Consider the following 23,790-nt stretch of genomic DNA (forward strand, 5'->3'; position numbering starts at 1 on the left):
TGCATACGCGTTACGCACCCGTGCGCCGGTCTCAAGTTAGCAAGCTAACTCTACCCCTCGACTTGCATGTGTTAAGCCTGCCGCTAGCGTTCATCCTGAGCCAGGATCAAACTCTTCATCGTATAATCTTAAATATTTTTAGACAAAGACGCTAGGTTATTCGAATCTATCGATTCTTCTTACTCTCATTTTTATTTGTTTCAAATATCTCTATCTGAAACGGCTGTCAATCCAATATGTCTATGAACGTATTCTTCTTTTTTATTATCACCAACCTCTCTCGGTTAGCGGGTGCAAAAGTAGAAAACTTTTTTAAACTCGCAAAACTTTTTGAAACTTTTTTTTGAGAAAATTTTCAGTCCGTTTTTTTTCAATATCTAATTAAGAACTCTTTTGCTTTTTCCTGCAAACTCCCTTTCTTGGTTCGTTTGCGGGTGGCAAAGGTAAAACCTTTTTCCTTTACAATCCAAATCTTTTTTAAAGTTTTTTTTCAAAACCTTATCTCCGATTCTTTTACAATATTATAATGAACTTGTGCTTGATTGCGGGTGCAAAAGTACCACTTCTTTTTACATTTCCTAACCTTTTTTTACTATTTTTTTAACCTTTATCCTCTCTAACCTACTAATCAATCACTTACAAAAAAAAGTTTTTTTGAAATAGTATTTAGCGGTCATCAATCAGAGGCTATTCTTGATCCGTGGTATACTTATTATATTATTGTGACTTTGAAAACGCTTCCTTCAACTCTACCCTAAAGCCCGCGTGAGGGGGTGAAGCGGCATCCTTTTATGCAGCCCGCGAAATAAAAGATACAGCGTAAAACCCGACCCGAAGGAACGAAGGGACACGCTATAGTCAATTTGATTATAACTATACGAAGTGTTAGTGGAACTTGATCGCTCTGACTTTCAAAAAATCATTCCGCTCCGTTAATTATTACACAAAAAAAACACCTATATATAAAGGTGTCCTTCGTTATTCTTTTTGTTCTTTTATTGCTTTTAGCTTTGCTCTCCAAACTTTGGCAAGCTCTGCATATTCCATAGGAACTTTGGCGGGCTGATTGGGTAACTTTTTTTCGGAAAAAGCTTTGTACAGTATTCCTTCTATCACGAAATCTTCAGATACATTATAAGGATCGTATGGTGTTTTTAGGTTGATATCGAATAATCGCGCAGTATTGTTGGACCAAAAAGCTTTCCAACCGCTCTTTAAATCCTTGATAAGATCATAAGTGGTCGATCCGGTTTGTCTGTGAATTAACTTGACCAATATTTGACCTTCTTTACGACTCATTTTTTTTAGTTTCTCCTCAAATTCGTTCGTAAGATAATGTTCTACTAATTTGAAATACTTTTTTTTGTCTCTTTCACTTTTCAATCCTTGCATTCCTTCATTTAACATCACTAACTTATCCGCTGCTGTTTTTGCGTAGGGATATGTTTTTAAAACACGACGCTGCAACAATAAAAATCGTTTGCGCTCTTCTTCCGATTTAAAATTAGGTTTATTGGTTACATATACTTCTTCCAATTGAAAATGCAATTCTTCCAAGGTGTCTTGAATTTCACTATCTAGTTGTAAGGAATCTTTTTTTATTTGCGCCTTAGAACCCGATGCCAATAATAAAAAAACAAGTATGATGTTAAGTAGTTTCATTCTTCAAATTTGTTTGTCAAAAATATAAATTAATCAGCAAGTCTGATGCCAAATGATTAAATTAGCAAAAAATTATTTTTATGTCAACAAAATCTATACTTACGAAGTCTTCAATGACTTTCTTAGAGCAATATTTAAACAATGCTTCACCAACAGGATATGAAAGTGAAGGTCAGAAAATATGGATGGAGTATTTAAAACCTTATGTAGATACTTTTATAACCGACACTTATGGTAATGCGGTGGGCGTTATTAATCCTGACGCGCCCTACAAGGTGCTGATAGAGGGACATAGCGATGAAATTTCATGGTATGTAAACTACATCACAGAAGACGGATTGATTTATGTAATCAGAAACGGGGGATCCGATCATCAAATTGCTCCTTCTAAAAGAGTCAATATTCATACCAAAAAAGGGATTGTGAAAGGTGTTTTTGGCTGGCCTGCCATTCATACGCGCGGTCGCGGAAAAGAAGAGGCTGCTACTCAATTCAATATTTTTATCGATTGCGGTTGCAGTAACAAAGAAGAAGTCGAAAAACTTGGAATACACGTGGGTTGTGTGATTACATATCCCGATGAGTTTATGGTGTTGAACGAAAACAAATTGGTATGTCGTGCCATAGACAACCGAATGGGTGGTTTTATGATTGCCGAAGTAGCCCGTTTGTTAAAAGAACACAAGAAAAAATTGCCGTTTGGTTTGTACGTGGTAAATGCGGTGCAGGAAGAAATTGGTCTTCGTGGTGCCGAAATGATTACGCAAACAATTAAGCCGAATGTGGCGATTGTGACGGATGTTTGTCATGATACCACCACTCCTATGATTGATAAGAAAATTGAAGGCGATCTTAAAATTGGCCGTGGTCCCGTAATTGCTTATGCTCCTGCTGTACAAAACAAGCTTAGAGATCTAATTGTAGATACGGCAGAAGAAAAGAAAATTCCGTTTCAGCGCCATGCCACTTCGAGAGCTACCGGAACCGATACAGATGCCTATGCCTACAGCAATGGCGGTGTCGCTTCGGCCTTAATCTCACTTCCTTTACGATACATGCATACCACTGTAGAAATGGTTCACAAGGAAGATGTGGAAAATGTAATTCGATTGATTTACGAAACTTTATTGAAAATTGAAAACAATGAAGATTTCTCTTATTTCAAATAAAAAAGGTAGAATGGTCTTTTAAACTAACATCATAAATTAGTCTACCTGCCATCTAAATGCTAAAAGGGGCTGTTTTTTTTTAACAGCCCCTTTTTATTTTATTGTTGTAAAAATGCGACCACATTTTTCTCTATTCTTTCATGGATATTGGAGATATCTGCTTTTACAAATTTTTCTCCTATAATATTCTCATACAACTCAATGTATCGATCTGAAACAGTTGCAATGTATTCATCTGTCATTTCTGGAATTTGTTGTCCCGATTTTCCCTGAAAACCATTAGCGATTAACCATTGTCGAACAAATTCTTTAGACAATTGTTTTTGAGCTTCTCCTTTATCCTGACGCTCTTGGTATCCCTCTGCATAAAAATAACGAGAAGAATCCGGAGTATGTATCTCATCAATCAGTACAATTTTCCCCTCTTTTGTTTTACCAAACTCATATTTTGTATCCACTAGCATTAATCCTCTCGACGCCGCAATTTCAGTTCCTCTTTGAAACAACGCTCGAGTATATTTTTCTAATACTAGGTAATCTTCTTCGGAAACGATTCCCTGGGCTAAAATTGCTTCTCTAGAAATATCTTCGTCATGAGTGCCTACAGCAGCTTTAGTGGTAGGAGTAATAATAGGAGTTGGAAATTTATCATTTTCTTTTAATCCTTCCGGTAATTCAACACCACATAACATTCGTTTACCCGCCGCGTATTCTCTAGCAGCATGTCCGGAAAGGCACCCACGGATTACCATTTCTACTTTAAAAGGTTGACATAAATGCCCAACGGCTACATTCGGATCTGGAGTAGCGATTAGCCAATTGGGTACGATATCTTGAGTTAATTGCATGAATTTAGTAGCAATCTGGTTTAAGATTTGTCCTTTGTAAGGAATTCCTTTTGGCATTACGACATCAAAGGCAGATAGCCTATCGGTGGCAATCATGACCAAAATTTCGTCGTTGATATTATAAACTTCGCGAACTTTACCGTGATAAACGGATTTTTGACCCGGAAAGTTAAAATGGGTCGAGGTAATTGTATTCATTCGTGTTGTGTTGTTGTTTTGTTTGGCAAATGTAAGTGATTTTAGATGAAAATAAAATAAAAAGTCGTTCCTAAGAACGACTTTTACTAAGCTAAACTATAAGATTTACAACCACTACTCTTTCAAATGAGTTTCAAAGAAATCTAGGATTCTCGAATACTCATCAACCCACGAATACGTTTCTTTAAAACCGTGTGCTTCTACCGGATAAGAAGCTAAAGTCCAATTTTTCTTTCCTAATTCGATAAATCGTTGTGATAATCGTACGATATCTTTATACTCCACATTATCATCTACCATTCCGTGCAACATTAATAAATGGCCTTCTAAATTTTCGGCAAAATAGATCGGCGAACTTTTTTGATACGCGATAGGATCCGTTTCAGGGAAATTTAAAATATTACCCGTATACCCATGATTGTAGTGTGCCCAATCCGTAACCGAACGTAACGCCGCTCCAGCCTTAAACTCTTTAGGTTGGTTAAGCATTGCCATTAATGTAATGAAACCACCGTAAGAACCACCATAAATCCCTACTCTATCAGGATTTATGCCGTATTGGTCTACTAAAACCTTCTTACCGTCTAAATGATCCGACAAATCTTTTCCGCCCATAAATCGGTAAATTCCCGTTCTATGGTCTCTTCCATAACCATCACTAGCTCTATAATCGATATCCAAAACAGTATATCCTTTATCGATTAGTAAATTATGGAACATATATTCTCTTAGATACGTACTCCAATAATTGTGCGCATTTTGTAAGTAACCTGCACCATGAACAAAAATAACAGCAGCATTGTTTTTCTTCTCTTTAGTAGGTTGGTAAATACGAGCAAAAACAGTATTCCCATCCTGAGCCTTAAAACTAATGACTTCCGGTGAATGCCAAGGATACTTTTTAAAAGCTTCCGACTGCGAATCTGTAATCACCTGAAGTTTTGCTTTGGGCATATTAGATCCCACGTACAATTCCCAAGGTTTATTTTTATAGGAATAACGCGCTAGAATCGTTTTTTCATCTGGTGACAGTTTCACTTCGTAAGCTCCTTCGGCTGTCAAAATTGGAATCAATTTGCCATCAGTAGTTAAACTATAAAACTCTCTATTCCCCGGATGATTCTTATTGGCTGTAACATAAAAGGAATTTTTATTGGCTGCTAGAGTAACTCCTCTTACCTCCCATTGCCCAGAAGTAAGTTGTTTTTTGCTTTTGGTTCCTAAATGATAGGTATACAAATGAGAATAGCCTGTAGCTTCAGATTGAAAATACAATGTAGCATCATCTGCCAGAAAACCTAAAGTTCGGTTGGCATAAGAATACGAAGGTATGCCAGGACCTCCAATCCATGCTTCATCATGCTGATGGTCTATTTCTGTAAATTGATTTTCTTCTAAATTCACCGCAAGGAGCCAACGGTCTTTGTTGTCTTGACTTCTGACATCTATAACCGAATAATTTCCTTTTTCGTTAAATAGCGTTGCATCAATATAAAGGTCTTTAGCTTTTGGCTCTTTATTTTTTAGTTTCTCGTATTCCTTATAATATTCAGGATACTGATTAATCCCTGATAATTTTGAAAAATCTAAATAGTATAGTGTGTCTTTCGCTACATTATAAATTCCGTAACGCATTTTTACGAAATTTTGCACAGAAACTTTTGCCTTGGTCTTTTTCGATTGATTGTAACCATCATCGGTTATAAAAACTTCCATGTTCTCACTCTTAACTTCCGGCTTGTTCACCTCAGAGAACGTCACAAATTTACCTTGCGGGTGCACCGATAAATTATCCAAATCGCTTTGATTAAAGTAATACGACTTTGGAAATGCTGAAAAAGTATTCTTTTGCTGGCTTGACATCCAAGCTTTACGCTCTTTCTGATCTCTTATAAATTGAAAAAGTTCGCTTTGTTGTTCATTAAGAAAACCCTCCGAAGATTTAGGCTTACTTTCTTGTCCCTTTTTAAAATTTGTAATTTTAACAACGCTTCCGTCATTTAAATTCATTTTAATGATGTTGTCTTTTTGCTCTAAAAAAAGAATTCCTTTATCGGAAGACAAACTTATTTTAGCAACCGATTCATCATTGTAATATAACTTTTTTACTGTTTTTGACTTTACTTTGTATTGAAAAACAGCGCCTCGGTCCGTAAAAAAATAAGTATCCGAATCCCAACCTTTGAGGAATCTCATCTTGGAGAGATTTATTTCCTCCTGAGAAGTTACTTGTTTTGGAGCTTTCAAACCATTTTGCCAAAAATAAACACTAGCACTCGGTTCATTTTTAGGATTCCAATCGAAATAAACCTTTTGCCCATCCAATGACCAACGAGGATTTTCGGGTGAACTTCCCACAAAAGCCTCTCCTTTCATAATCTGCTCTAATTGTAATTGCTGTGCTTGTAAGGTAACGGTAAGTAAAACAAAAAAAGCGGTAATTTTATGCTGAATCATATTGTTCTTGTTAATCATTATTTTCAATGCTTTTGTAGGCATCTATAATTTTTTTCACCAATTTGTGACGTACAATATCCTTATCGTCTAAATAGATAATACCGATTCCGTCTACATCTTTTAGAACCAATAACGCTTCTTTAAGTCCAGAAATAGTTCTACGAGGTAAGTCTACCTGTCCAGGATCACCGGTGATAATAAACTTTGCATTTTTACCCATACGGGTCAAAAACATTTTCATTTGAGAATGTGTGGTGTTTTGTGCCTCATCTAAAATAACGAAAGCATTATCTAAAGTTCTTCCACGCATAAATGCCAAAGGTGCAATTTGAATAATTCCTTTTAAGATGTAATCTTCTAGTGTTTGAGGAGGAATCATATCGCGCAAAGCATCGTATAACGGTTGCATGTACGGATCTAGTTTTTCTTTCATATCACCCGGTAAAAAACCCAAGTTCTCTCCGGCTTCTACCGCGGGACGCGTCAATATAATTCTTTTGACTTGTTTTTCTTTAAGCGCCTTCACAGCTAGCGCAACTCCCGTATACGTTTTTCCCGTACCTGCAGGACCAACGGCAAACACCATATCATTTTTTCGAACAAAATCGACTAACTTTTGCTGATTAGGAGTCATTGCCTTGATGAGTTTTCCTCCGAGACCGTGTACCAGAATTTCATCTTTAGAATCCATTACTCCCGTTTGTTGAGGACTTCCTTCGATTACTCGCATAATCACATTATCATCAATCATATTAAAACGAGTAAAATGATTCATCAGTCGTCTGAATCGGACTTCAAATTCATCCAATACTTCCTCTTCTCCAAACGCTTTCAGGGTAGAACCCCTTGCTACAATTTTAAGTTTTGGATAATATTTTTTAATGGTTTCCAAATGTCGGTCATGGGTTCCCCAAAATTCTTTTGGAGCTATATTTTCTAGTTCGATAATTCTTTCGTTCAAAAGCTGAAAATTTAGTTAACAATTAATTCGTTTTGTTTCTTTCAAATCTAGTAAATTTACAAAATATTTCAGCAATAGTTTTTAAACAAAATAATGTCAATAATAACTCTAACTACCGATTTTGGCTTAAAGGATCACTTTGTGGGATCTATTAAAGGAAAAATTATTTCCGAAAGTCCCGGAGCTCAGATTATTGATATTTCACATGATATTGATGTGTTTAACATCTCTGAAGCCAGTTATGTGATTAATGCTACTTATAAAAACTTTCCAAAAGGTACCGTACACCTTATAGGGGTTGACTCTGAACGCAATGCAGAAACTCGACATATCGCTATGCAGTGGAATGATCATTTTTTTGTATGTGCAGACAATGGAATTTTGAGTATCCTAACCCAAAAAATAAAACCACAAAAAATTGTGGAAATCAATATTCATGACCGTTTGCCCACCTATTCGACAGATATCGACGCTTTTGTTACTGTTGCCAATCATTTGGCCAAAGGAGGTGCTTTAAGTGTAGTTGGAAAAGAAATAAACAGTATTAAAGAATTAAGCGAATTAAAGCCATCTGTAGCAGCCGATTTCAGTAGTATTAAAGGATATGTAATATATATTGACCACTTTGGAAATTGTATCACGAACATACCGCAATCCTTATTCAAAGAAGTGGGTAAAAACCGAGAATTTGAAATTAAATGTGGTACAAAATCTATTAAAAAAATTCACGCTACTTACTCGGATTTCACGGTTCGCGAAGGCTATACCCTAAGGGATTACGAAGGAGAAAAACTGGCATTATTTAACGAAGCTGGTTTTTTGGAAATCGCCATCTACAAAAGTAATCCAAAAACTACCGGTACCGCTAAATCATTATTAGGTCTAAAATACCGTGACATGGTTAGCGTCTACTTTAAATAATCAAGATAATTTTCTAAAAAAATAAAATGTTCGTACGCATAGTTAAATTAAGTTTCCACGAAGAAAACATTCCGGCATTCTTGGAAAATTTCGAACTCATGAAAGAAAAAATTCGAAATGCTCCCGGTAACCGATTTTTGGAATTATACCAAGACAAAAACAATCCTTGTCTTTTCTTTACCTACAGCTATTGGGAAACCGAAGAAGATTTAGAGAATTATCGTCATTCCGAACTATTTAATGAGGTTTGGACCTTTACCAAAAAACTCTTCAATGACAAGCCAGAAGCCTGGAGTGTTGATAAATTGGTCAGTCTAAAATAGTTTGATGAATTTTAACGTTGTTTAAAAACAACTTTCGACTATTTTTGTGGCTCAAATAAATTTTAACCTTTTAAACCGCAAATGAAAGCCATATTATTAAAAGAATTCCGTTCCTTTTTTGGTTCGCCCATAGGCTATTTGGTTATTGCTGTTTTTCTTTTACTCAACGGATTGTTCCTTTGGGTTTTTGAAGGCGAATACAACATCTTAAATTCGGGGTTTGCCGATATGACACCTTTTTTCACCATTGCGCCTTGGATTTTGTTATTTCTGATTCCTGCTGTTACCATGCGTAGTTTTTCTGATGAAAAAAAACAAGGTACTATGGAATTACTACTAACAAAACCCTTAAGCCTACTCGAAATTGCTGGCGGTAAATTTCTCGGCTCATTTGTATTACTGATTATTGCCATTCTTCCAACCTTAGTTTACGTTAAAGTTATTTATGATCTAGGTTTGCCTGAAGGTAATCTTGATTTCGGAAGTACTTTAGGTTCTTACTTCGGTTTATTATTCCTAATGGGAGCCTATACAGCCATTGGAATTTACACTTCGTCACTTTCAGACAATCAAATTGTATCGTTTCTTTTAGCCGTGTTACTTAGTTTTATCCTATATTTTGGCTTTCAGGGGATTGCTAACTTTACCGCTTTAGGAAGTTTTGCCTCAGTAATTGCTGGTTTGGGAATGGATTACCATTACAAAAGCATGAGCCGTGGCGTATTGGATACCCGGGATATGATTTATTTTATCAGTATCGTAATCCTATTTCTTTCATTAACCGTTTACAAACTAAAATCCTATAAATCATAATGAATAAATTAAAGACTTTAGTTTTAACCGTTGTCATTTTACTGGTGATCAATAGTGTTGGAAATTTTATTTTTTATCGTTTTGATTTAACTGCGGACCAACGTTATACCCTTTCCGAAACGTCTTTAGACATCATCAAAAAAGCTCAGGAACCGGTATACATCGATGTTTTTTTGGAAGGCAATTTCCCTAACGAATTCAAACGTTTACAGACCGAGACCAGACAACTTTTGGACGAATTCAAAGCCTACAACTCCAATATTGTTTATCAATTTGTAAATCCATTAGAAGATCCGGACCAGGCCGATGCTATCATGAATTCTTTTCTGGAAAGAGGATTAACCCCCATTAAAATTACGGTAGATGAAAAAGGAAAACAATCGGAAGAAGTCGTTTTCCCATGGGCTATTATCACCTACAAAGACAAGAGCACGAAAATTCCTTTATTAAAAAACCGTTTAGGAGCGACCACAGAAGAGAAAGTAGTGAGCTCTGTACAGCACCTAGAATATGCTTTTGCCGATGGATTTCATAAAGTAACCACCGAAAAGCAGAAAAAAATTGCAGTGATCAAAGGAAAAAAAGAATTACCTGACGCTTTCAAAGCCGATTTCCTTCAAACTGTTCGGGACAGTTATTTTATTGCTCCTTTTCCTTTAGACTCTGTTTCTAAAGATCCTGTGCTGTTTTCAAAAGCATTAAAAACATTCGATCTAGCCATTATTGCTAAGCCAAAAGCAACTTTTACCGATGCGGAAAAACAAGTTTTGGATCAATTCATCGTCAACGGAGGTAAGGCGATTTGGTTAATTGATGCGGTAGACATCGACTTGGAAAGTCTCAATCAATCAGGCGAAGGGCTTGCCTTTCCTATAGATTTAGGTCTCAACGACATGTTTTTTAAGTACGGATTTCGTATCAACCCCGTATTAATCAAAGACCTACAAAGCGCTCCTATCGCCCTGGCAACCGGACGAAAAGGAAGCGAAACACAATACCAGCAATATCCGTGGAATTATTCTCCTTATATTTTCCCTCAGACCAAGCATCCTATTGTAAACAATATTGACGGAATCAAATTCGAATTTACCAACCCTATTGACACCCTTAAAAACGGAATAAAAAAGACCATTCTTTTGCAATCTTCCATGTATTCCAAGAAAGTCGGAACGCCTGTAGAAGTAGAATTAGCCATGGTTAATGAAAAACCGGATCCGCGAGATTATACCGCCGGACCACTACCGGTAGGCCTTTTGTTGGAAGGTAAATTCCATTCTGTTTTTGAAAATCGTGTCCTGGCTTTTAAAGATCCAGGCTTTAAAGCCGTTAACAAACCATCTAAAATGATCGTTATTTCTGATGGCGACATCATGAAAAACCAGTTGGACAACGAGGGAGAGCCGCTGGAATTAGGTTTTGACAAATGGACCAATCAGGTATATTCCAACAAAGAACTCCTAATGAACGCGGTAAATTATTTATTGGATGACAACGGACTTATCAACATCAGAAGTAAAGAAGTTGATTTACCGCTACTCGACAAAGAAAAAGTATATGAAAACTATACTTATACGCAAATCCTAACGGTTGGGCTTCCATTACTCATACTGTTCATTTTTGGAATAGCGCTGAATTATTTAAGAAGAAGAAAATTTGCCCGATAATTGTTGAAAACCTCAATTCTTGTTAATAAAATTGTTTTCAATAGTTATTCCTTTGCGATATATTTGTAAATTATAAAAAGTCTTTTATACAAAGACAAGAACGTAGAAAAATCAAGATGATGAAATTTATAGTATCAAGTTCTTATTTATTAAAACAACTACAAGTTTTAGGTAGCGTAATTAACAGTAGTAATACCTTACCTATTTTAGATAACTTTTTGTTTGAATTAAAACAAAACCAATTGGTAGTTTCGGCTTCTGACTTAGAAACGACCATGTCTGCCACGCTTTCTATAGACTCTACCAGTGAAGGAAGTGTAGCGGTTCCGGCAAAATTATTATTGGAAATTTTAAAAACATTCCCGGAACAACCTTTAACTTTTACAGTAGAAGAAAACAATACTATAGAAATAAGTTCGCAATCTGGTAAATACGCTTTAGCGTATGCACCGGGAGAAGAATTCCCAAAATCGGTAAATCTGGAAGAACCATCAAAAACATTGGTTCCGGCAGAAGTGCTATCAACAGCCATCAGCAAAACCATTTTTGCCGCTGGTAATGATGATTTGCGTCCGGTAATGAGTGGTGTCTTTTTTCAGTTTTCTACCGAAGGTTTAATTTTTGTGGCAACAGACGCACACAAACTGGTGAAATATGCCCGTACAGACGTGAAAGCTTCTCAGGTAGCAGAATTTATCATGCCAAGAAAACCGTTAAATATTCTAAAAGGTATTTTAGCGACTTCTGATGCCGAAGTTACTATTGAATACAACGATGCTAATGCGACTTTCTCTTTTGACAATTATGTGTTGACCTGTCGTTTGATCGATGGCAAATACCCTAACTATGAGGCTGTAATTCCTAAAGAAAATCCAAATAAACTAATGATCGACCGTACCCAATTTTTAAGTTCGGTACGTCGTGTGGCCATTTTCTCGAACAAAACAACGCACCAAATCCGTTTGAAAATTGCTGGAGCGGAATTAAACATTTCTGCGGAAGATATTGATTACTCCAACAAAGCCGAAGAGCGTTTAACCTGTGATTATCAGGGAGACGATATGCAAATTGGATTTAACTCTCGTTTCCTGACAGAAATGTTAACCAATTTACAAAGCGACATGATCATGCTGGAAATGTCTATGCCTAACAGAGCTGGTATTTTAACACCAGTAGATGGTTTAGACGAAGGTGAAACCGTGACCATGTTAGTAATGCCTGTAATGTTGAATAACTAATACCAACTAACCAATTATATTTCCTGAAACCATCAGTTTTTAGCTGATGGTTTTTTTTAAATCAGTTACGTAAATAAATCCAAAAGATCACTACTCCTTTTAATTGGACATAAAATCAGAATAGGTACTTTTTATAATAATTTCTGAATTTACATAGGGGTTTTGCGCATTTGAAATCATGATTTTCGTTGGATTACCTTCCCCATCATATTCGTATTGATATAAGGTTGGTGCTTCGTTATCTTTTTGTTCTGAGATTACATTTCGTTTTTCGTCGTACTGATATATGACTTTACTTTTTAAATCGAAAGTTTGGTAATTTCCTTCCCTTAACAAACCCTCTTTATAAATTTCGACGGACAAATTATCTTTCTTTTTCCCTTGATTGTAATAAGAGGTTTTGGTATAACTATCATCAGAAGTGTAATTAGTATATTCCGTAATTTCTGCAAAACCTGTTTCCTTTTCTTTACAAACCGATTTTATTAATCGATTTTGCTTGTCATACGAATATTTCGTTTCCGAAAACAATCTGCCTTGCACAAAATCTTGTGATTTGGTTAATCGTAATTCTTTATCATAGAAAAACAACGTTTTGTCTTGGGTTTCACTTAATTTATAATCCGTGATTTTAGAAACTAGACAATTATCAATATTAAATTTACATTTGGTAATTTCTTTTGCATCGCCCAAATCCACTATTACAGAATCTAAATATTGATTGTAAAAGGTATAAATTTCCGTTTTTGTCCATTCTTTTGCCTTGGTTTCTGGATTGAAATAAAAAATTTCTTTTTGAAGCGTTGCCGTTTTGGGCGACCAATTAAAATGTGAGGCTAGAAATTGCTCTTGCGCTTGCAAACCCAATCCGAGTAAAGCAATAATTGAAACCATTAAACTTTTCATTTTTCTATTTTTTAAATAATGGATATAATCTTCCCGCTTCTGCAGCATCAACATTCTGGATTTGATAAATGGCTCCATCAACTGATTTTACCACCAAATGCTTCGGGTTTTCATCATCTTCAATGGAGTAATTGCTACTTTGTAAATACTTTCCGTCTTGATAAAATGAAATTTTATACTTATTATCTTTAACCCAAAATATTTTTGTTGGTGATTCCAATTTTATAGCATCATGCCATTCATGTTTTGCAAAATCATCTAAATAAAAATCTTTTACAAAATGTACCGATTGATCTACTTCATTAAAAATTACCAAACTGGAATGCTCTGGTGTATCAACTAATTGCACTACTTTTTCAAAATTATTATCATAAGAATCTTGAATTTCAATTCTATCATCTTCGCCTTTTAAAACTGTTAAATAATTTGTTCTTGAATAAGCAACTTTTTGATACTGTTGCAATAACGAATCTTTCGCTCTAAATAACTTATCGTTCTTTTTAATGAAATTTAAATCTAATTCCGTGCTCCCAGAAGTTGTTCCATCTGCGTAGGTGATTTTCGCAAATGCAAACGAATTATCATCGGGCAATGCTGGAATCACTTTTGCGATTTTTATCCGATTGTTCTTTGCATCAAATTCGTAATTAAAATCTATTCGGGAGCTATCGTCATACACTTGAGAGACCACATTTCTAAAATGGTCATAAGAATATTTCGTAGTCGAATTAAAATCCACTGAAACCATGTTTTTTTCGATGAGCAACCCATCTTTATAAATTTCTTTGGTAAAATCACTTCCTGAACCATCGTTGTTTTTCTTGATTTTGGTATAACTGTTTTTATCAATATAGTCTTTGTAAAAAATGGTTTCCGAAGGTTCATCATCTGCATTTAATTCCACTTCTTTAATCAGATTTCCTTTTTTATCGTATTCGTAAGTAGTAGACGACATGTGTTCTACATTTACTTTCTTCAACTTTCCTTTTTCGTACTGAAATAAAAATCTGATTGGATGACCAAAATCACCTATAATGGGTTTATAATTGATTTCTTTCAGTGTTGAGTCGGAATTATAGACATATGAATATTCCCCTGAAATTTTTTCTTCTTGATAAATATTCTCTAAAATTTGCCTTTGAACATAGGTGTTTTTAATCTCTGTGATGTAGTAGTTCTCTTTAACAAATTTGCTTTGATTTTTATCAAACTTATAGAGCGATTCTTCCACTTTTACCACATCATCAGAATAACCAAAATCGGAAGTTCTAAATTGTTGTTGGGCAAAACTCCACACCGAAAAAAAGAGTAGAATTATATTTTTCATTATTTCGATATTAATTCTAATGGATAAATTACTAAAGCTTGCATTTGATCTAAATGTGGAACAAAATATTTTTCTTTGCCATTTTCTGCTATCACTAAGGTATTTCCATCGATACCTTTGTGAAGTTTGTATGGAGACGATTCTACAACATTTCCTTTTTCAAGAATAAAGAAATTCCAATCGGTATTTACTACAATGTATTTCCCTGTTGGTGAATTATAGGTAACCGTTTCATACCATTCATTTGATTTGTAAGCATCGGTAAATAATCCAAACAAGACCACTGTTTCATTGGTTTTGGCATCGTAAAAAAACATATCTTTTTGTTCAAAAATCAAACTTTCCTTCGGATTGATGGGAACAATTTCACCCTTACTATTTTTTACTTCATAATGCGTTGGGCTAGTTTTCATTACCTTATATTTCTCTTTTGGATTTTTATTCATTGCCATTAAAAGAATAGGTTGCTGTATTCCTTTAGTAAAATAAGGCGCAAAAGTTGTACTCCCTGAAGTAGTTCCGTCTTTAAACGTTACTTTTGAAAATTTCGAATATAAATCGGCTGCATCATTGCTTCGCTCTTTGATTATATTTCCTTTTTCATCATAAGCATATACCGTTTCATACAGATAATTAGCATTACTTGTGGATTTTAGCAGATTTCCATAAACATCATATTCTAATTTATAAATCGTTTCTTTATTGTCTTTAGCGCTAATATGTTTGTAAGCAATTTTATTCCCATTTTTGTATTCACCTTCTTCTGAAAACAACAATTCATTTTTTTGAGATTGATAATACTTTAAATGATATTTATAACTCTTCGGATGAGTATAATTGAAAAATGTTCTTTCCTCATCTATGGTATTACCGGTCTTCTTAACCCATTTTATTAAATTTCCTTTTGTATCATAAGTAAACTCCTCTGATATGGAAGCTTCAGTATTTCTATCCATAAAAATTTTGACTAGCTTTCCGTTTTTATCATAGAAAAATTGTTTTGGATATCTTCCTTCGGCTTCAATTTTCAATAATTGCCCTTTTGGATCGTAAGTGAATTTTTCAACTTTATTCATAACGCCACCAAAAATCCCTGTTTCTTGATGGGTTCTCTGAACCAATTTACCTTCTTTAAATTCTAAAATTTCAGTTTTTGAAACTTCAAAGTTTTTAATTGCAGAATTGTATTTATATTCTACCGATTCATATTTCACAACATCTTTCGAAAGATGAAAATCGGAAGTTAGATGCTTCTCTTGAGCCAATCCAAAGGCAAAAATCAGACTAAAAAAAACTCCTAATCGCATAACTAATTATTTAAAAATTCTAATGGATAAAAGGTTTCAAAACCTTTCGAATTCAAATCGCGAATGATGTATTTGTCAATTCCCGCTTCTTGTACGATAAAATCATCTTCTTTTTGTGTTTTTACTAATTTGTACAAGGACATATCGGCTAAAACGCCATTTTGAATCACATAAAACTCAGGTGCTTCAGAAAAAATCCAGTATAAACCGGTTGGAGATGGCAACTCTATCATAGTATACCATTCCCCTACTTTTACCTCATCATTGTAGAAGTTTTTCAACAATACCGACTTTTTGAACAAGATATCATACACCAAAATATCATTTTTGCTTTTTACCGCTTCCACATCATTCGTAATTTCCTCACCGTTAGCATCTTTAATGGTAAACGTGTTTCCTTCATTTTTTTTGATTTTGTAGGTTGAAGTCGTTAAAGCTTTTAAGTCGTCAAGTGCATTATTCAATTCTTCTCCTGAAACTTCATTAAACGTAAAGCTCACTTCATAGGAAGCCGATTTAGGTTCATATTTTTTAACGTAATTAACATCAAAATCTAAGCTGCCTTCTGTTTTCCCATTAGCGTAAGTTACTTTGGCGAAAGTGAAATAATTGGTATCGGGCATCCCATCAAAACCTTGTTGAATGACTCTTGATTTAAGCACATTTCCTTTAGTATCATAACTATAATTATTTGTCCAACTTTTCCCATCAGAGGTTTGAGTAACTTCATTACCCAATTTATCATAAGTATAAGAGGTTTCGCCCTGATAATATTTGCTGATTAATTTTTCTCTGATCATAAAACCATTTTTAAACCATTGTTCATGAGTTCCTTGTTCGGTTTCGTTATAACAATTATTTGCTTTTTTATAATACGTACCGGGAGCAGTGTAATTACTATAAATAATTCTTCTTACCAAAGCACCATCTTCATGAACCATTTCTTTGTTTAAATTCCCTTTTGCATCGTATTCGTAGGTACTTTTTGAATTGGAATCGCCGTCTTTGAGTCGTTCTACAATTTTTCCGTTTTTATAAATAAACTTTTCTGTTGATAACGAATTTGAACTCAATGTCTCAATACTTTCCAATTGACCGTTTTTATAGTTGAATGTATTTACACTTTGTGCATAAATGAAGTAATTCATTACGTTTTCAATTTTCGCAACCAACCCTTTGTTCAAATAGATTGTTTTTTTACTACTCATTTGATATTTGTTCTGACCTGCATCAAAATAAAATTCTTGTGTTTCATATTTCGTGACATCTGAACTCAACTGAAAATCAGACGCCTTATATTTTGCTATTTGCGCATTAGTAAAACTGGCTGCTAACAATGCTATAATCAAAAAATTTTTCATATTTATTTTCTTTAGAATTAATTAAACCGTATCAATCCTGATACACTTCTCCTGTGCCGTGACAGGTGCCGCAAGACGCAACAGGATACCTGCCGGAGCCTTTACAATAGACACATTTGTCGGTTCCTCCTTGTCTGTAAACTAAAGTAGCTTTAGAATTGTATCCTGCTCCACCGCAACCAGGACAAACCATAAAAGAATTTCCGCTACCAGTACAAGTAGGACATTTGTAAAAACGTCGATTACTTTCGGCTTTTTTAGGTTGCACTGTTGGTTCAAATGAAATTGTAATATGCCGTTCTTCTAGTTTTTTATTGGTTACATCAAAGCTGTAAATTCCCACTTGTTTCTTATTGTTTTTGTACAAATCAGCAAGTACAGCTTTGCCATTACTCCATAGTTTATCGTCAATATAATCAACATCATTAAAATAATAAATCCCTCTTTTTTCTGGAAGGAAATGTTTATTAACAGTTCCTTCATAGCGATGTCCATTCGCAAATTTTAAGTTTCCAATATAGGCCTCGTTTTCGTCTAAAGGGTTAAATGTTGTGTAAACATCTCCATTTTTAAATTGATATTTTGCTTCAATAATATTTCCATTTTTATACACAAATTGGCAAGGTTCTGTAAAATGAAAATGATTTAAATACTGAAAATCACAAATTCCATCAATGAGATTGTTCTTGTTTAAATTTGCTTTTAGTGCATACTGCTTCATTAAATAGAAATCGTCATAAAAAATGAAATCTACAGGGTTTTGAATTTTTCCACTAAGAAAATTTACTTCAGCAACTCCTCTTTGATTTTCTTTGTTAATTAAAAGTTTGGCAGCTCCGTTGTGACAGTTCCCGTCAAAGCAAAATGTAAATTCATTCAGTTTAGTAGCTTTGTATGCAATACCATTATATATTACATTCCATTCATTATTTAAATAAGTGGTACCTATACAATTATTTTGAACGGAGTAATTCAAGTAAGTCAAAGTTCCATCATTAATTATTTTCCAAAAACCTCCTGGTTCATTTCTACTTAGGTATTTACCTTGAACATAAGAACCATTACTTCCTTTGTATTCTATCGGTCCTGCATAGCCATTTGCGTTAGAATAAGACAAATCCAGAGTACTCCCGTCTTGATAATAATAAGTCCCCAATTCATAAAAAGAATTCCCTTCTTGTTTACTTCTGTTTACCACGAGAGAATCTCCGTTTTTAAATTGGTATTTTAACGTATTAAAAGGTTCTCCATTTTCAAAAAAATGAATCTTTTCTCCCGTCTTCTTGGTGTAAACCCCATCACTAAATCTTCTTCTCCAATTAAAAAATAAAGTACCTTTATAACTATCTCCGTTTTTAAATTTGACTTCCCCAACCAAGCCAGAATATGTCTTATTACCAATAAGAATATCTGTATATCGCCCTTCAAATTTAGCTTCGGTTATTTTAAATTTCAATTGAAACGTTTTACTCTCAGTTTTCTTGGGAAAATCTATACTTTTTTCATCTTCGTAAATGGTTGTATAATGAGGTAATGTCTCAGGTTTTGGAATAGGGATATGTTTCAACCACGACTCTTGTGCTGTGACAATTTGAAAAGCGAGCAGCAGAAAACCAAACAAATAGTACTTTTTCATAATGTTAGTTGTTAGGAATTAGAATTACATCTGACACATCTTTAGGTTGTGGTGTCGAATTGATATATTTATGAATAGCCACCAAAAGTCCACTAGTTGTGGGTTCTATTGCGGTTACAGCTTCGCTCCCTATGGCAGAGAAATTAGTCGCTATTAAAGAACTCCCGGAAACTTTATATAGTTTTTCATCGTTACATAGAATATAAATCACATCATTGACAATTGCTATATCTTTAAAACCTGGTGTAACGGTTATATTTGAAACAACACTTGTAATCGCACTTCCGGTAAACTTGAAAATATCGTATGTTGCTGTTCCGTAGCGTTTCATCACAATAAAAGGCTGATTTGGCGTAGCGCTGTTTTCGGTTAAAAAAACCGTGTTTTTTCTATCGATACCCGACAAACCTACAGTGCCAATACCTGTTAAAGTAGTCACTGAACTAAAATTCGTCCCGTCAAAAGAAATAATATTCATTTTTCCATTGTCTAAAGAAGTATCATAATTAATCCAACTCCAATACACCGTATTTCCCACTTTTAAAATATGGCTCGTACAATAATTGTTATTGGTATCCAAAACAAATCCCGGAACCAATTGTGAACTCCATGTAGAGGTCGTATTATTCCGAGTATATAAACTGGGTGCCCCACTATTTGAATTCAAACCGGCACTCAGCATGTAAAAAGTATTTCCCAAATAGAACATATAGCCGCTGGCCAAAGGGGAATAAGGTCCATTATTGGTATTCAGAGAATGATTAATAAACTTGGCTGTTCCTTCTCCAATAGCACCCATCCCATAAGGGTTTTCATAAGAAATCGATGTTAACTGATTTGCTTCGTTTACATAAAAATCTCCTTTTAAATCCAATACCAAACCCGAACTGGAAGCCGTAGCCGGAGTGGCAATTTCCCCTTGTACATTAGTCATAAAATTGTAACTCTGCAGAGAAATCGCATACACCGAATTATGGGCTAAGAATGCTATTTTAGAATCCTCTTCTATCAGCTGAAAGATGGTAGATCCGTGATTATTGTTATTATCATCCAACCTACAATACGATCGGAATTTGAATTGAACTCCTTTCGAATGATAAAACTGTTTAGCCTGCTGTGTTTCTTGTACAGAAGTGCTATTAGAATTTCCTTCTCCTCCCTCAATCTCCGAACCCGCCTCTGGAGAACAAGACAAAAGAACCAAAAGACCCGCAAAATAAAATCCTTTTTTCATGATTGTTAGTTTAAAAAGTGATACTGAACACCAAATCCTACGTGGTTGCTTTTAAAAGAAGACGTCCCTCCATTGGCGTTAGTCCAGGAGTATTTCCCAAAATCAAAAACGGCATTACAAGACCATTTTTCTGATTCTGATTGATAAATTACCGGTTGTAATCCCCAACCCACATATTTCATTGTTCTTTTTACCGTTTCATCTTGAAAACCGATGCCGATATAATCTGTCTCAAGAATTTTACCGCTTCCTATTCCGTAGTCAAAATGTAAACTGTTAATACTCGAATAAATACCAATCCAAACCGGGATTTCAATAAGAAAAGGTAAACCTTCCGGTGCTATTTTTTCAAAAGCCTCTTCCACATTTCCGTGATACGCCAAAGGATAAACTCTTAATCTTGCGTTAGGAACAGATACTTTTAATTCGGTACTTCTATCAGCGGCTAAAAAATTAGCCCAATCCTGTCCCAATACCACTGCCCCTTTAAAACCAAACTGGGTGTTTTGGGTATAATTCACATGATACGAACCTTCTAAACTCGTAAACAACTGCATCGCTTTTCCTTTAACTGCAACTTCGCCTAAATCGTCTCCAGGTTTTGAGAACGACATTCCCGTATTAAATTTTATGGCTAATTTGTCTAATTGAGCCGTTGCATTTTGAAAAGCAAAAGCCAAAATAAGTATTGAAAATAAGGATAGTTTTTTCATAATAATCTTCAGAATTAGTAAAACATTTTTTGTCTTAATTATGAAGTAAAATTATGAGGAAGAAGTACGTAAAGAAATACGCAAAAATGCGTATATTGATTAAATCAACTTATTATTTTTTGCCTTTTGAATGGCTTCTAATTTATTGTGTACCTGAAGTTTGGTATAAATATTTTCTACGTGTTTGCGTATGGTCCCGGGCGACAAAAATAGATTTTCAGCAATGGCATTGTATTTTAAGCCTTTGCTTAGCTGCTCTAAAACTTCAATTTCTCTTGAAGTCAAACTGATTTCTTCTTTGGCGATCGAATCATCAAAAATCAAAGGCTCTCTTAACAACTTCAACGTTTTCATCGCAATGGAAGGAGTCATTGCGGCACCTCCTGACAGCGTTTCTTGAATTCCGTTATACAATTCCTGAGGATTGACCTCTTTGAGAAAATAACCATCCGCGCCGGCTTTAATGGCCTTGAAAATGTTCTCATCATTATCAAATACCGTTAGCATAATGATTTTGATTTGTGGAAACTTCGCTTTAATAATCGCGGTAGCCTCTATCCCATTCATTTTCGGCATCTCAATATCCATCAAGATCAAATCGAGATGGTGATTTTTTTCTAATTTTTCAATAATATCCTGACCATGAATCGCTTTGATGCGGACTTCAACATCAGCAAAAAAACTCAATTTATCTTGAACTGTTTTTTGTAAAAATGTATTATCGTCGACTATGGCAATGCGAATCATGATTCTTTATTTAATGTAATAGCAACTCGAGTTCCTTTCGTAAGTTCGGATTGAATTTTGAAAATCCCTCCTATTTCTTCAATGCGTTTTTGCATGTTCACGATGCCATTCCCTACCTCAATGGCATGTACCTCAAAACCTTTTCCATTATCGGTAATTATAATTGAAATACCGTTTCTACTGGGTTCTACCTGAACAGAAATTTCAGTGGCATCCGCATATTTTATGGCATTATTCACGGCTTCTTGAATGGTTCGATACAAATTAACTCCTTCTAAAGATGAAAATTGGTAATTTTTCAAACGATCATCCACCGTAAATTTAAACGTGGTATTTTCTTTGGCCGATTGCGCTTTTTCAATGAAATTATAAATTCTGGAACTTAAATCGTCAAATGTAAATTCATTCGCATTCATTGCCCAAATCGTGTCACGAAGTTCTACAATGGTGGTTTTAGTAAAATCGCTAATTTTAGTCAAATGATTTTTTACTGAAGTTTCCATTGCTGGAAAACCAAACTTCAAATTTTCAACCGAAGAAATAATAAAAGTCAACTGTGCTCCAATATTATCGTGTAAATCTCTTGAAATTGCCAAACGTTGCTCTTGTAATTTGTTTTGATTTTCAATTTGAACAATAGCCGATTGTAATTCAAATTCTTGTTTTTGTTGTACATTTTTAAGACGTTGTTGACGGTAAATTAAAAACCCTACAATTGCAAGGAAAAAAATCAACAATGATAAAATAATAATTGTGGTAGTTTTCTTTTTTGTTTCAGCTTCTTTTTGCAACAGTTGTTTTTCCTTTTCAGCAGTTTGATATTTAGTTTCCAACTCTGCTGTTTGTTCCAATACCGAAGCTTTTAATTTTTCATCTTTTAAATTTGTATATTTATTAAAATAATAAGCACTACTATCTTTCATTTCCTGATACAAACAAACTAACGTTAATTTTTTGTAGGTTTCTAACAAATATCTATCGGAGTCATATTCTTTGTGAATCTTTTTAACTTTCAATAACATCTCGTAAGCTTCACGATATTTTTTTTGTTGAATGAAATCTTCCGATTTTGATAACATTACATTCGTTTGCTCAATTTCAGAATTTAATTCTTTTAAAAGTTTCTCTGAAATTTGATAATACTTTTTCGCATTTTCTGATTTTCCTTTTGCGGAATGTACTGCACCTATTCGCTGATTTAGAGTTGAAATCCCAAGATTGTCTTTGCATGATTTACAATTTTCGAGACTTATTTGGTATGAATTCAGAGCTTTCAAAGTGTCTTTTTTATCCAAATACACATCACCAAGAGAAAGATACGTGTGACACAAACCTTGTTGCATGTTATTCTTTTTCAAAAAATCGGTTGATTCTTCTAAATATTTAATGGCTTTCGGAAAGTTCTTCATTTCGAAGAAAATCAAACCTAGATTCCCTTTGGTCAAACTTACGATGGTATCATTTTTACCTTCAAAATATTGAATTGCCTCAATAAAATATTTAGTCGCTGGCACATAATCTTGCTTACTTGCCAATACATTTCCTATATTGATTTTGACTTTGGCTACTCCTTCAAAATCTTTATTTAAGGTTCTGATTTGAATTGCTTTTTTATAATTTTCTTCCGATTTTATGAAGTTTTCTTTACGTAAATAAACACCTCCTAAATTAGAATAGCATTGAGAAATAAGTTGGTGTTTCTTGGTTTTATGAGCTAATGCTAACGCTTTTTCTCCATAAACTATGGCTGAATCAAGCGAAACATCCATGTAATCCCAGGTTAAATCAGAATAAATTTGGGTAGTTCTTTCTACGTTAGGCTTTGATTTTAATTCTTTTTTTAACGCTGCGATATGTTGTTGCAAATCTTGCGCAAAACTAACACCGCTAATTAAAATCAATAGAAAAGCAAATTTTTTCATACAAATACCGGATTCAATCATTATGACTAAAGTAATGAATTATCTTTTTAAAAGTATTTCTAATAGTATTTTCTGAAACAGAAAGATTTCATCACTAATTTTTTTCACAAAAGGATTGTAATTTACTTGAAAATCATTCCAAATAGATACCTTCTGTTGTAAGATTTCATGCTTCTTTGATAATTTTTTAAAAACCTCCCTCAACTGTTCCATTTGCAGATGATGTTGTTGTTTTAAAATTACATTCATCCCTATGAGGTGCACTCCCAAAACGAAGAGCAAAAAAAGTAAAAGCAATATCATGGTATTCATAATCTAAAGTCTTAAACCAATTACAAATTTGCCCTAAGACCTTTAGTTTCTCAATACGAAAAAATACGTAT

At 34.4% G+C, this 23,790-nt stretch carries 19 protein-coding genes and 1 rRNA gene; 6 read left to right on the plus strand and 14 right to left on the minus strand.

Annotation, left to right across the window (positions count from 1 at the left end):
- Both NAT50_RS05045 and NAT50_RS05050 read right to left on the minus strand, forming a co-directional pair.
- A 16S ribosomal RNA gene (locus tag NAT50_RS05045) occupies window positions 1-122 on the minus strand; the annotation flags it as partial.
- An 856-nt stretch (window positions 123-978) separates the two neighbouring features.
- Complete coding sequence (locus tag NAT50_RS05050; RefSeq protein WP_250592043.1) at window positions 979-1,662, minus strand: DUF4294 domain-containing protein; 684 nt, start codon at window positions 1,660-1,662, stop codon at window positions 979-981.
- An 80-nt stretch (window positions 1,663-1,742) separates the two neighbouring features.
- On the opposite strand from NAT50_RS05050, the gene NAT50_RS05055 reads away from it, so the two are divergent.
- Window positions 1,743-2,831: a M42 family metallopeptidase gene (locus tag NAT50_RS05055; protein WP_250592045.1), complete on the plus strand. Its 1,089-nt coding sequence runs from the start codon at window positions 1,743-1,745 to the stop codon at window positions 2,829-2,831.
- A gap of 98 nt (window positions 2,832-2,929) precedes the next feature.
- Here the strand turns inward: NAT50_RS05055 and NAT50_RS05060 are convergent, their stop codons facing one another.
- The 3 genes from NAT50_RS05060 to NAT50_RS05070 form a co-directional block, all read right to left on the minus strand.
- Complete coding sequence (locus NAT50_RS05060; protein WP_250592047.1) at window positions 2,930-3,877, minus strand: phosphoribosylaminoimidazolesuccinocarboxamide synthase; 948 nt, start codon at window positions 3,875-3,877, stop codon at window positions 2,930-2,932.
- Window positions 3,878-3,991: 114 nt separating this feature from the next.
- Window positions 3,992-6,376, minus strand: a complete 2,385-nt coding sequence (locus NAT50_RS05065; protein ID WP_250592057.1) for a S9 family peptidase — start codon at window positions 6,374-6,376, stop codon at window positions 3,992-3,994.
- Entirely contained in the window at window positions 6,345-7,295 is a 951-nt protein-coding gene (locus NAT50_RS05070; RefSeq protein ID WP_250592059.1) for a PhoH family protein, read from the minus strand. The genes NAT50_RS05065 and NAT50_RS05070 overlap by 32 nt, the downstream gene beginning before the upstream one ends.
- 93 nt (window positions 7,296-7,388) lie before the next feature.
- Between NAT50_RS05070 and NAT50_RS05075 the strand changes: the two genes are divergently transcribed.
- From NAT50_RS05075 to dnaN, 5 genes are all read left to right on the plus strand, one after another.
- Window positions 7,389-8,216 carry an SAM hydrolase/SAM-dependent halogenase family protein gene (locus tag NAT50_RS05075; protein WP_250592061.1) on the plus strand — a complete coding sequence of 276 codons (828 nt, stop codon included), beginning with the start codon at window positions 7,389-7,391 and terminating at the stop codon, window positions 8,214-8,216.
- Between the two features lie 26 nt (window positions 8,217-8,242).
- Complete coding sequence (locus NAT50_RS05080; protein ID WP_250592063.1) at window positions 8,243-8,539, plus strand: putative quinol monooxygenase; 297 nt, start codon at window positions 8,243-8,245, stop codon at window positions 8,537-8,539.
- 81 nt (window positions 8,540-8,620) lie between these two features.
- The gene (gldF, locus tag NAT50_RS05085) at window positions 8,621-9,352 is read left to right on the plus strand and encodes a gliding motility-associated ABC transporter permease subunit GldF (RefSeq protein WP_250592065.1); all 732 of its coding nucleotides are present in this window, start codon (window positions 8,621-8,623) and stop codon (window positions 9,350-9,352) included.
- A complete protein-coding gene (gldG, locus tag NAT50_RS05090) occupies window positions 9,352-11,016 on the plus strand; it encodes a gliding motility-associated ABC transporter substrate-binding protein GldG (protein WP_250592067.1) in 1,665 nt (554 codons plus the stop codon). The genes gldF and gldG overlap by 1 nt, the downstream gene beginning before the upstream one ends.
- A 119-nt stretch (window positions 11,017-11,135) precedes the next feature.
- The gene (gene dnaN / locus NAT50_RS05095; protein ID WP_250592069.1) at window positions 11,136-12,254 is read left to right on the plus strand and encodes a DNA polymerase III subunit beta; all 1,119 of its coding nucleotides are present in this window, start codon (window positions 11,136-11,138) and stop codon (window positions 12,252-12,254) included.
- Between the two features lie 99 nt (window positions 12,255-12,353).
- Here the strand turns inward: dnaN and NAT50_RS05100 are convergent, their stop codons facing one another.
- The 9 genes from NAT50_RS05100 to NAT50_RS05140 form a co-directional block, all read right to left on the minus strand.
- Complete coding sequence (locus NAT50_RS05100) at window positions 12,354-13,160, minus strand: hypothetical protein (protein WP_250592070.1); 807 nt, start codon at window positions 13,158-13,160, stop codon at window positions 12,354-12,356.
- 4 nt (window positions 13,161-13,164) lie between these two features.
- On the minus strand, window positions 13,165-14,487 hold the full coding sequence (locus NAT50_RS05105; protein ID WP_250592072.1) for a hypothetical protein: 1,323 nt from the start codon (window positions 14,485-14,487) through the stop codon (window positions 13,165-13,167).
- Window positions 14,487-15,794 (minus strand): hypothetical protein, encoded by a 1,308-nt coding sequence (locus NAT50_RS05110; RefSeq protein ID WP_250592074.1) that lies wholly within the window; start codon window positions 15,792-15,794, stop codon window positions 14,487-14,489. Before NAT50_RS05110 ends, NAT50_RS05105 begins: the two co-directional genes overlap by 1 nt.
- A 2-nt stretch (window positions 15,795-15,796) precedes the next feature.
- The gene (locus tag NAT50_RS05115) at window positions 15,797-17,155 is read right to left on the minus strand and encodes a hypothetical protein (RefSeq protein WP_250592076.1); all 1,359 of its coding nucleotides are present in this window, start codon (window positions 17,153-17,155) and stop codon (window positions 15,797-15,799) included.
- A 31-nt stretch (window positions 17,156-17,186) separates the two neighbouring features.
- Window positions 17,187-18,791 (minus strand): DnaJ-like cysteine-rich domain-containing protein, encoded by a 1,605-nt coding sequence (locus tag NAT50_RS05120; protein WP_250592078.1) that lies wholly within the window; start codon window positions 18,789-18,791, stop codon window positions 17,187-17,189.
- Between the two features lie 4 nt (window positions 18,792-18,795).
- Window positions 18,796-20,025: a hypothetical protein gene (locus NAT50_RS05125; RefSeq protein WP_250592080.1), complete on the minus strand. Its 1,230-nt coding sequence runs from the start codon at window positions 20,023-20,025 to the stop codon at window positions 18,796-18,798.
- Between the two features lie 5 nt (window positions 20,026-20,030).
- The gene (locus tag NAT50_RS05130; protein ID WP_250592081.1) at window positions 20,031-20,738 is read right to left on the minus strand and encodes a hypothetical protein; all 708 of its coding nucleotides are present in this window, start codon (window positions 20,736-20,738) and stop codon (window positions 20,031-20,033) included.
- A 99-nt stretch (window positions 20,739-20,837) separates the two neighbouring features.
- Window positions 20,838-21,488 carry a response regulator gene (locus tag NAT50_RS05135; protein ID WP_250592401.1) on the minus strand — a complete coding sequence of 217 codons (651 nt, stop codon included), beginning with the start codon at window positions 21,486-21,488 and terminating at the stop codon, window positions 20,838-20,840.
- A complete protein-coding gene (locus tag NAT50_RS05140) occupies window positions 21,482-23,407 on the minus strand; it encodes a tetratricopeptide repeat-containing sensor histidine kinase (protein WP_250592082.1) in 1,926 nt (641 codons plus the stop codon). Before NAT50_RS05140 ends, NAT50_RS05135 begins: the two co-directional genes overlap by 7 nt.
- Window positions 23,408-23,790 lie beyond the last annotated feature (383 nt).

This window comes from Flavobacterium luminosum, assembly GCF_023635005.1.
GTDB classification, from domain to species: Bacteria; Bacteroidota; Bacteroidia; order Flavobacteriales; family Flavobacteriaceae; genus Flavobacterium; species Flavobacterium luminosum.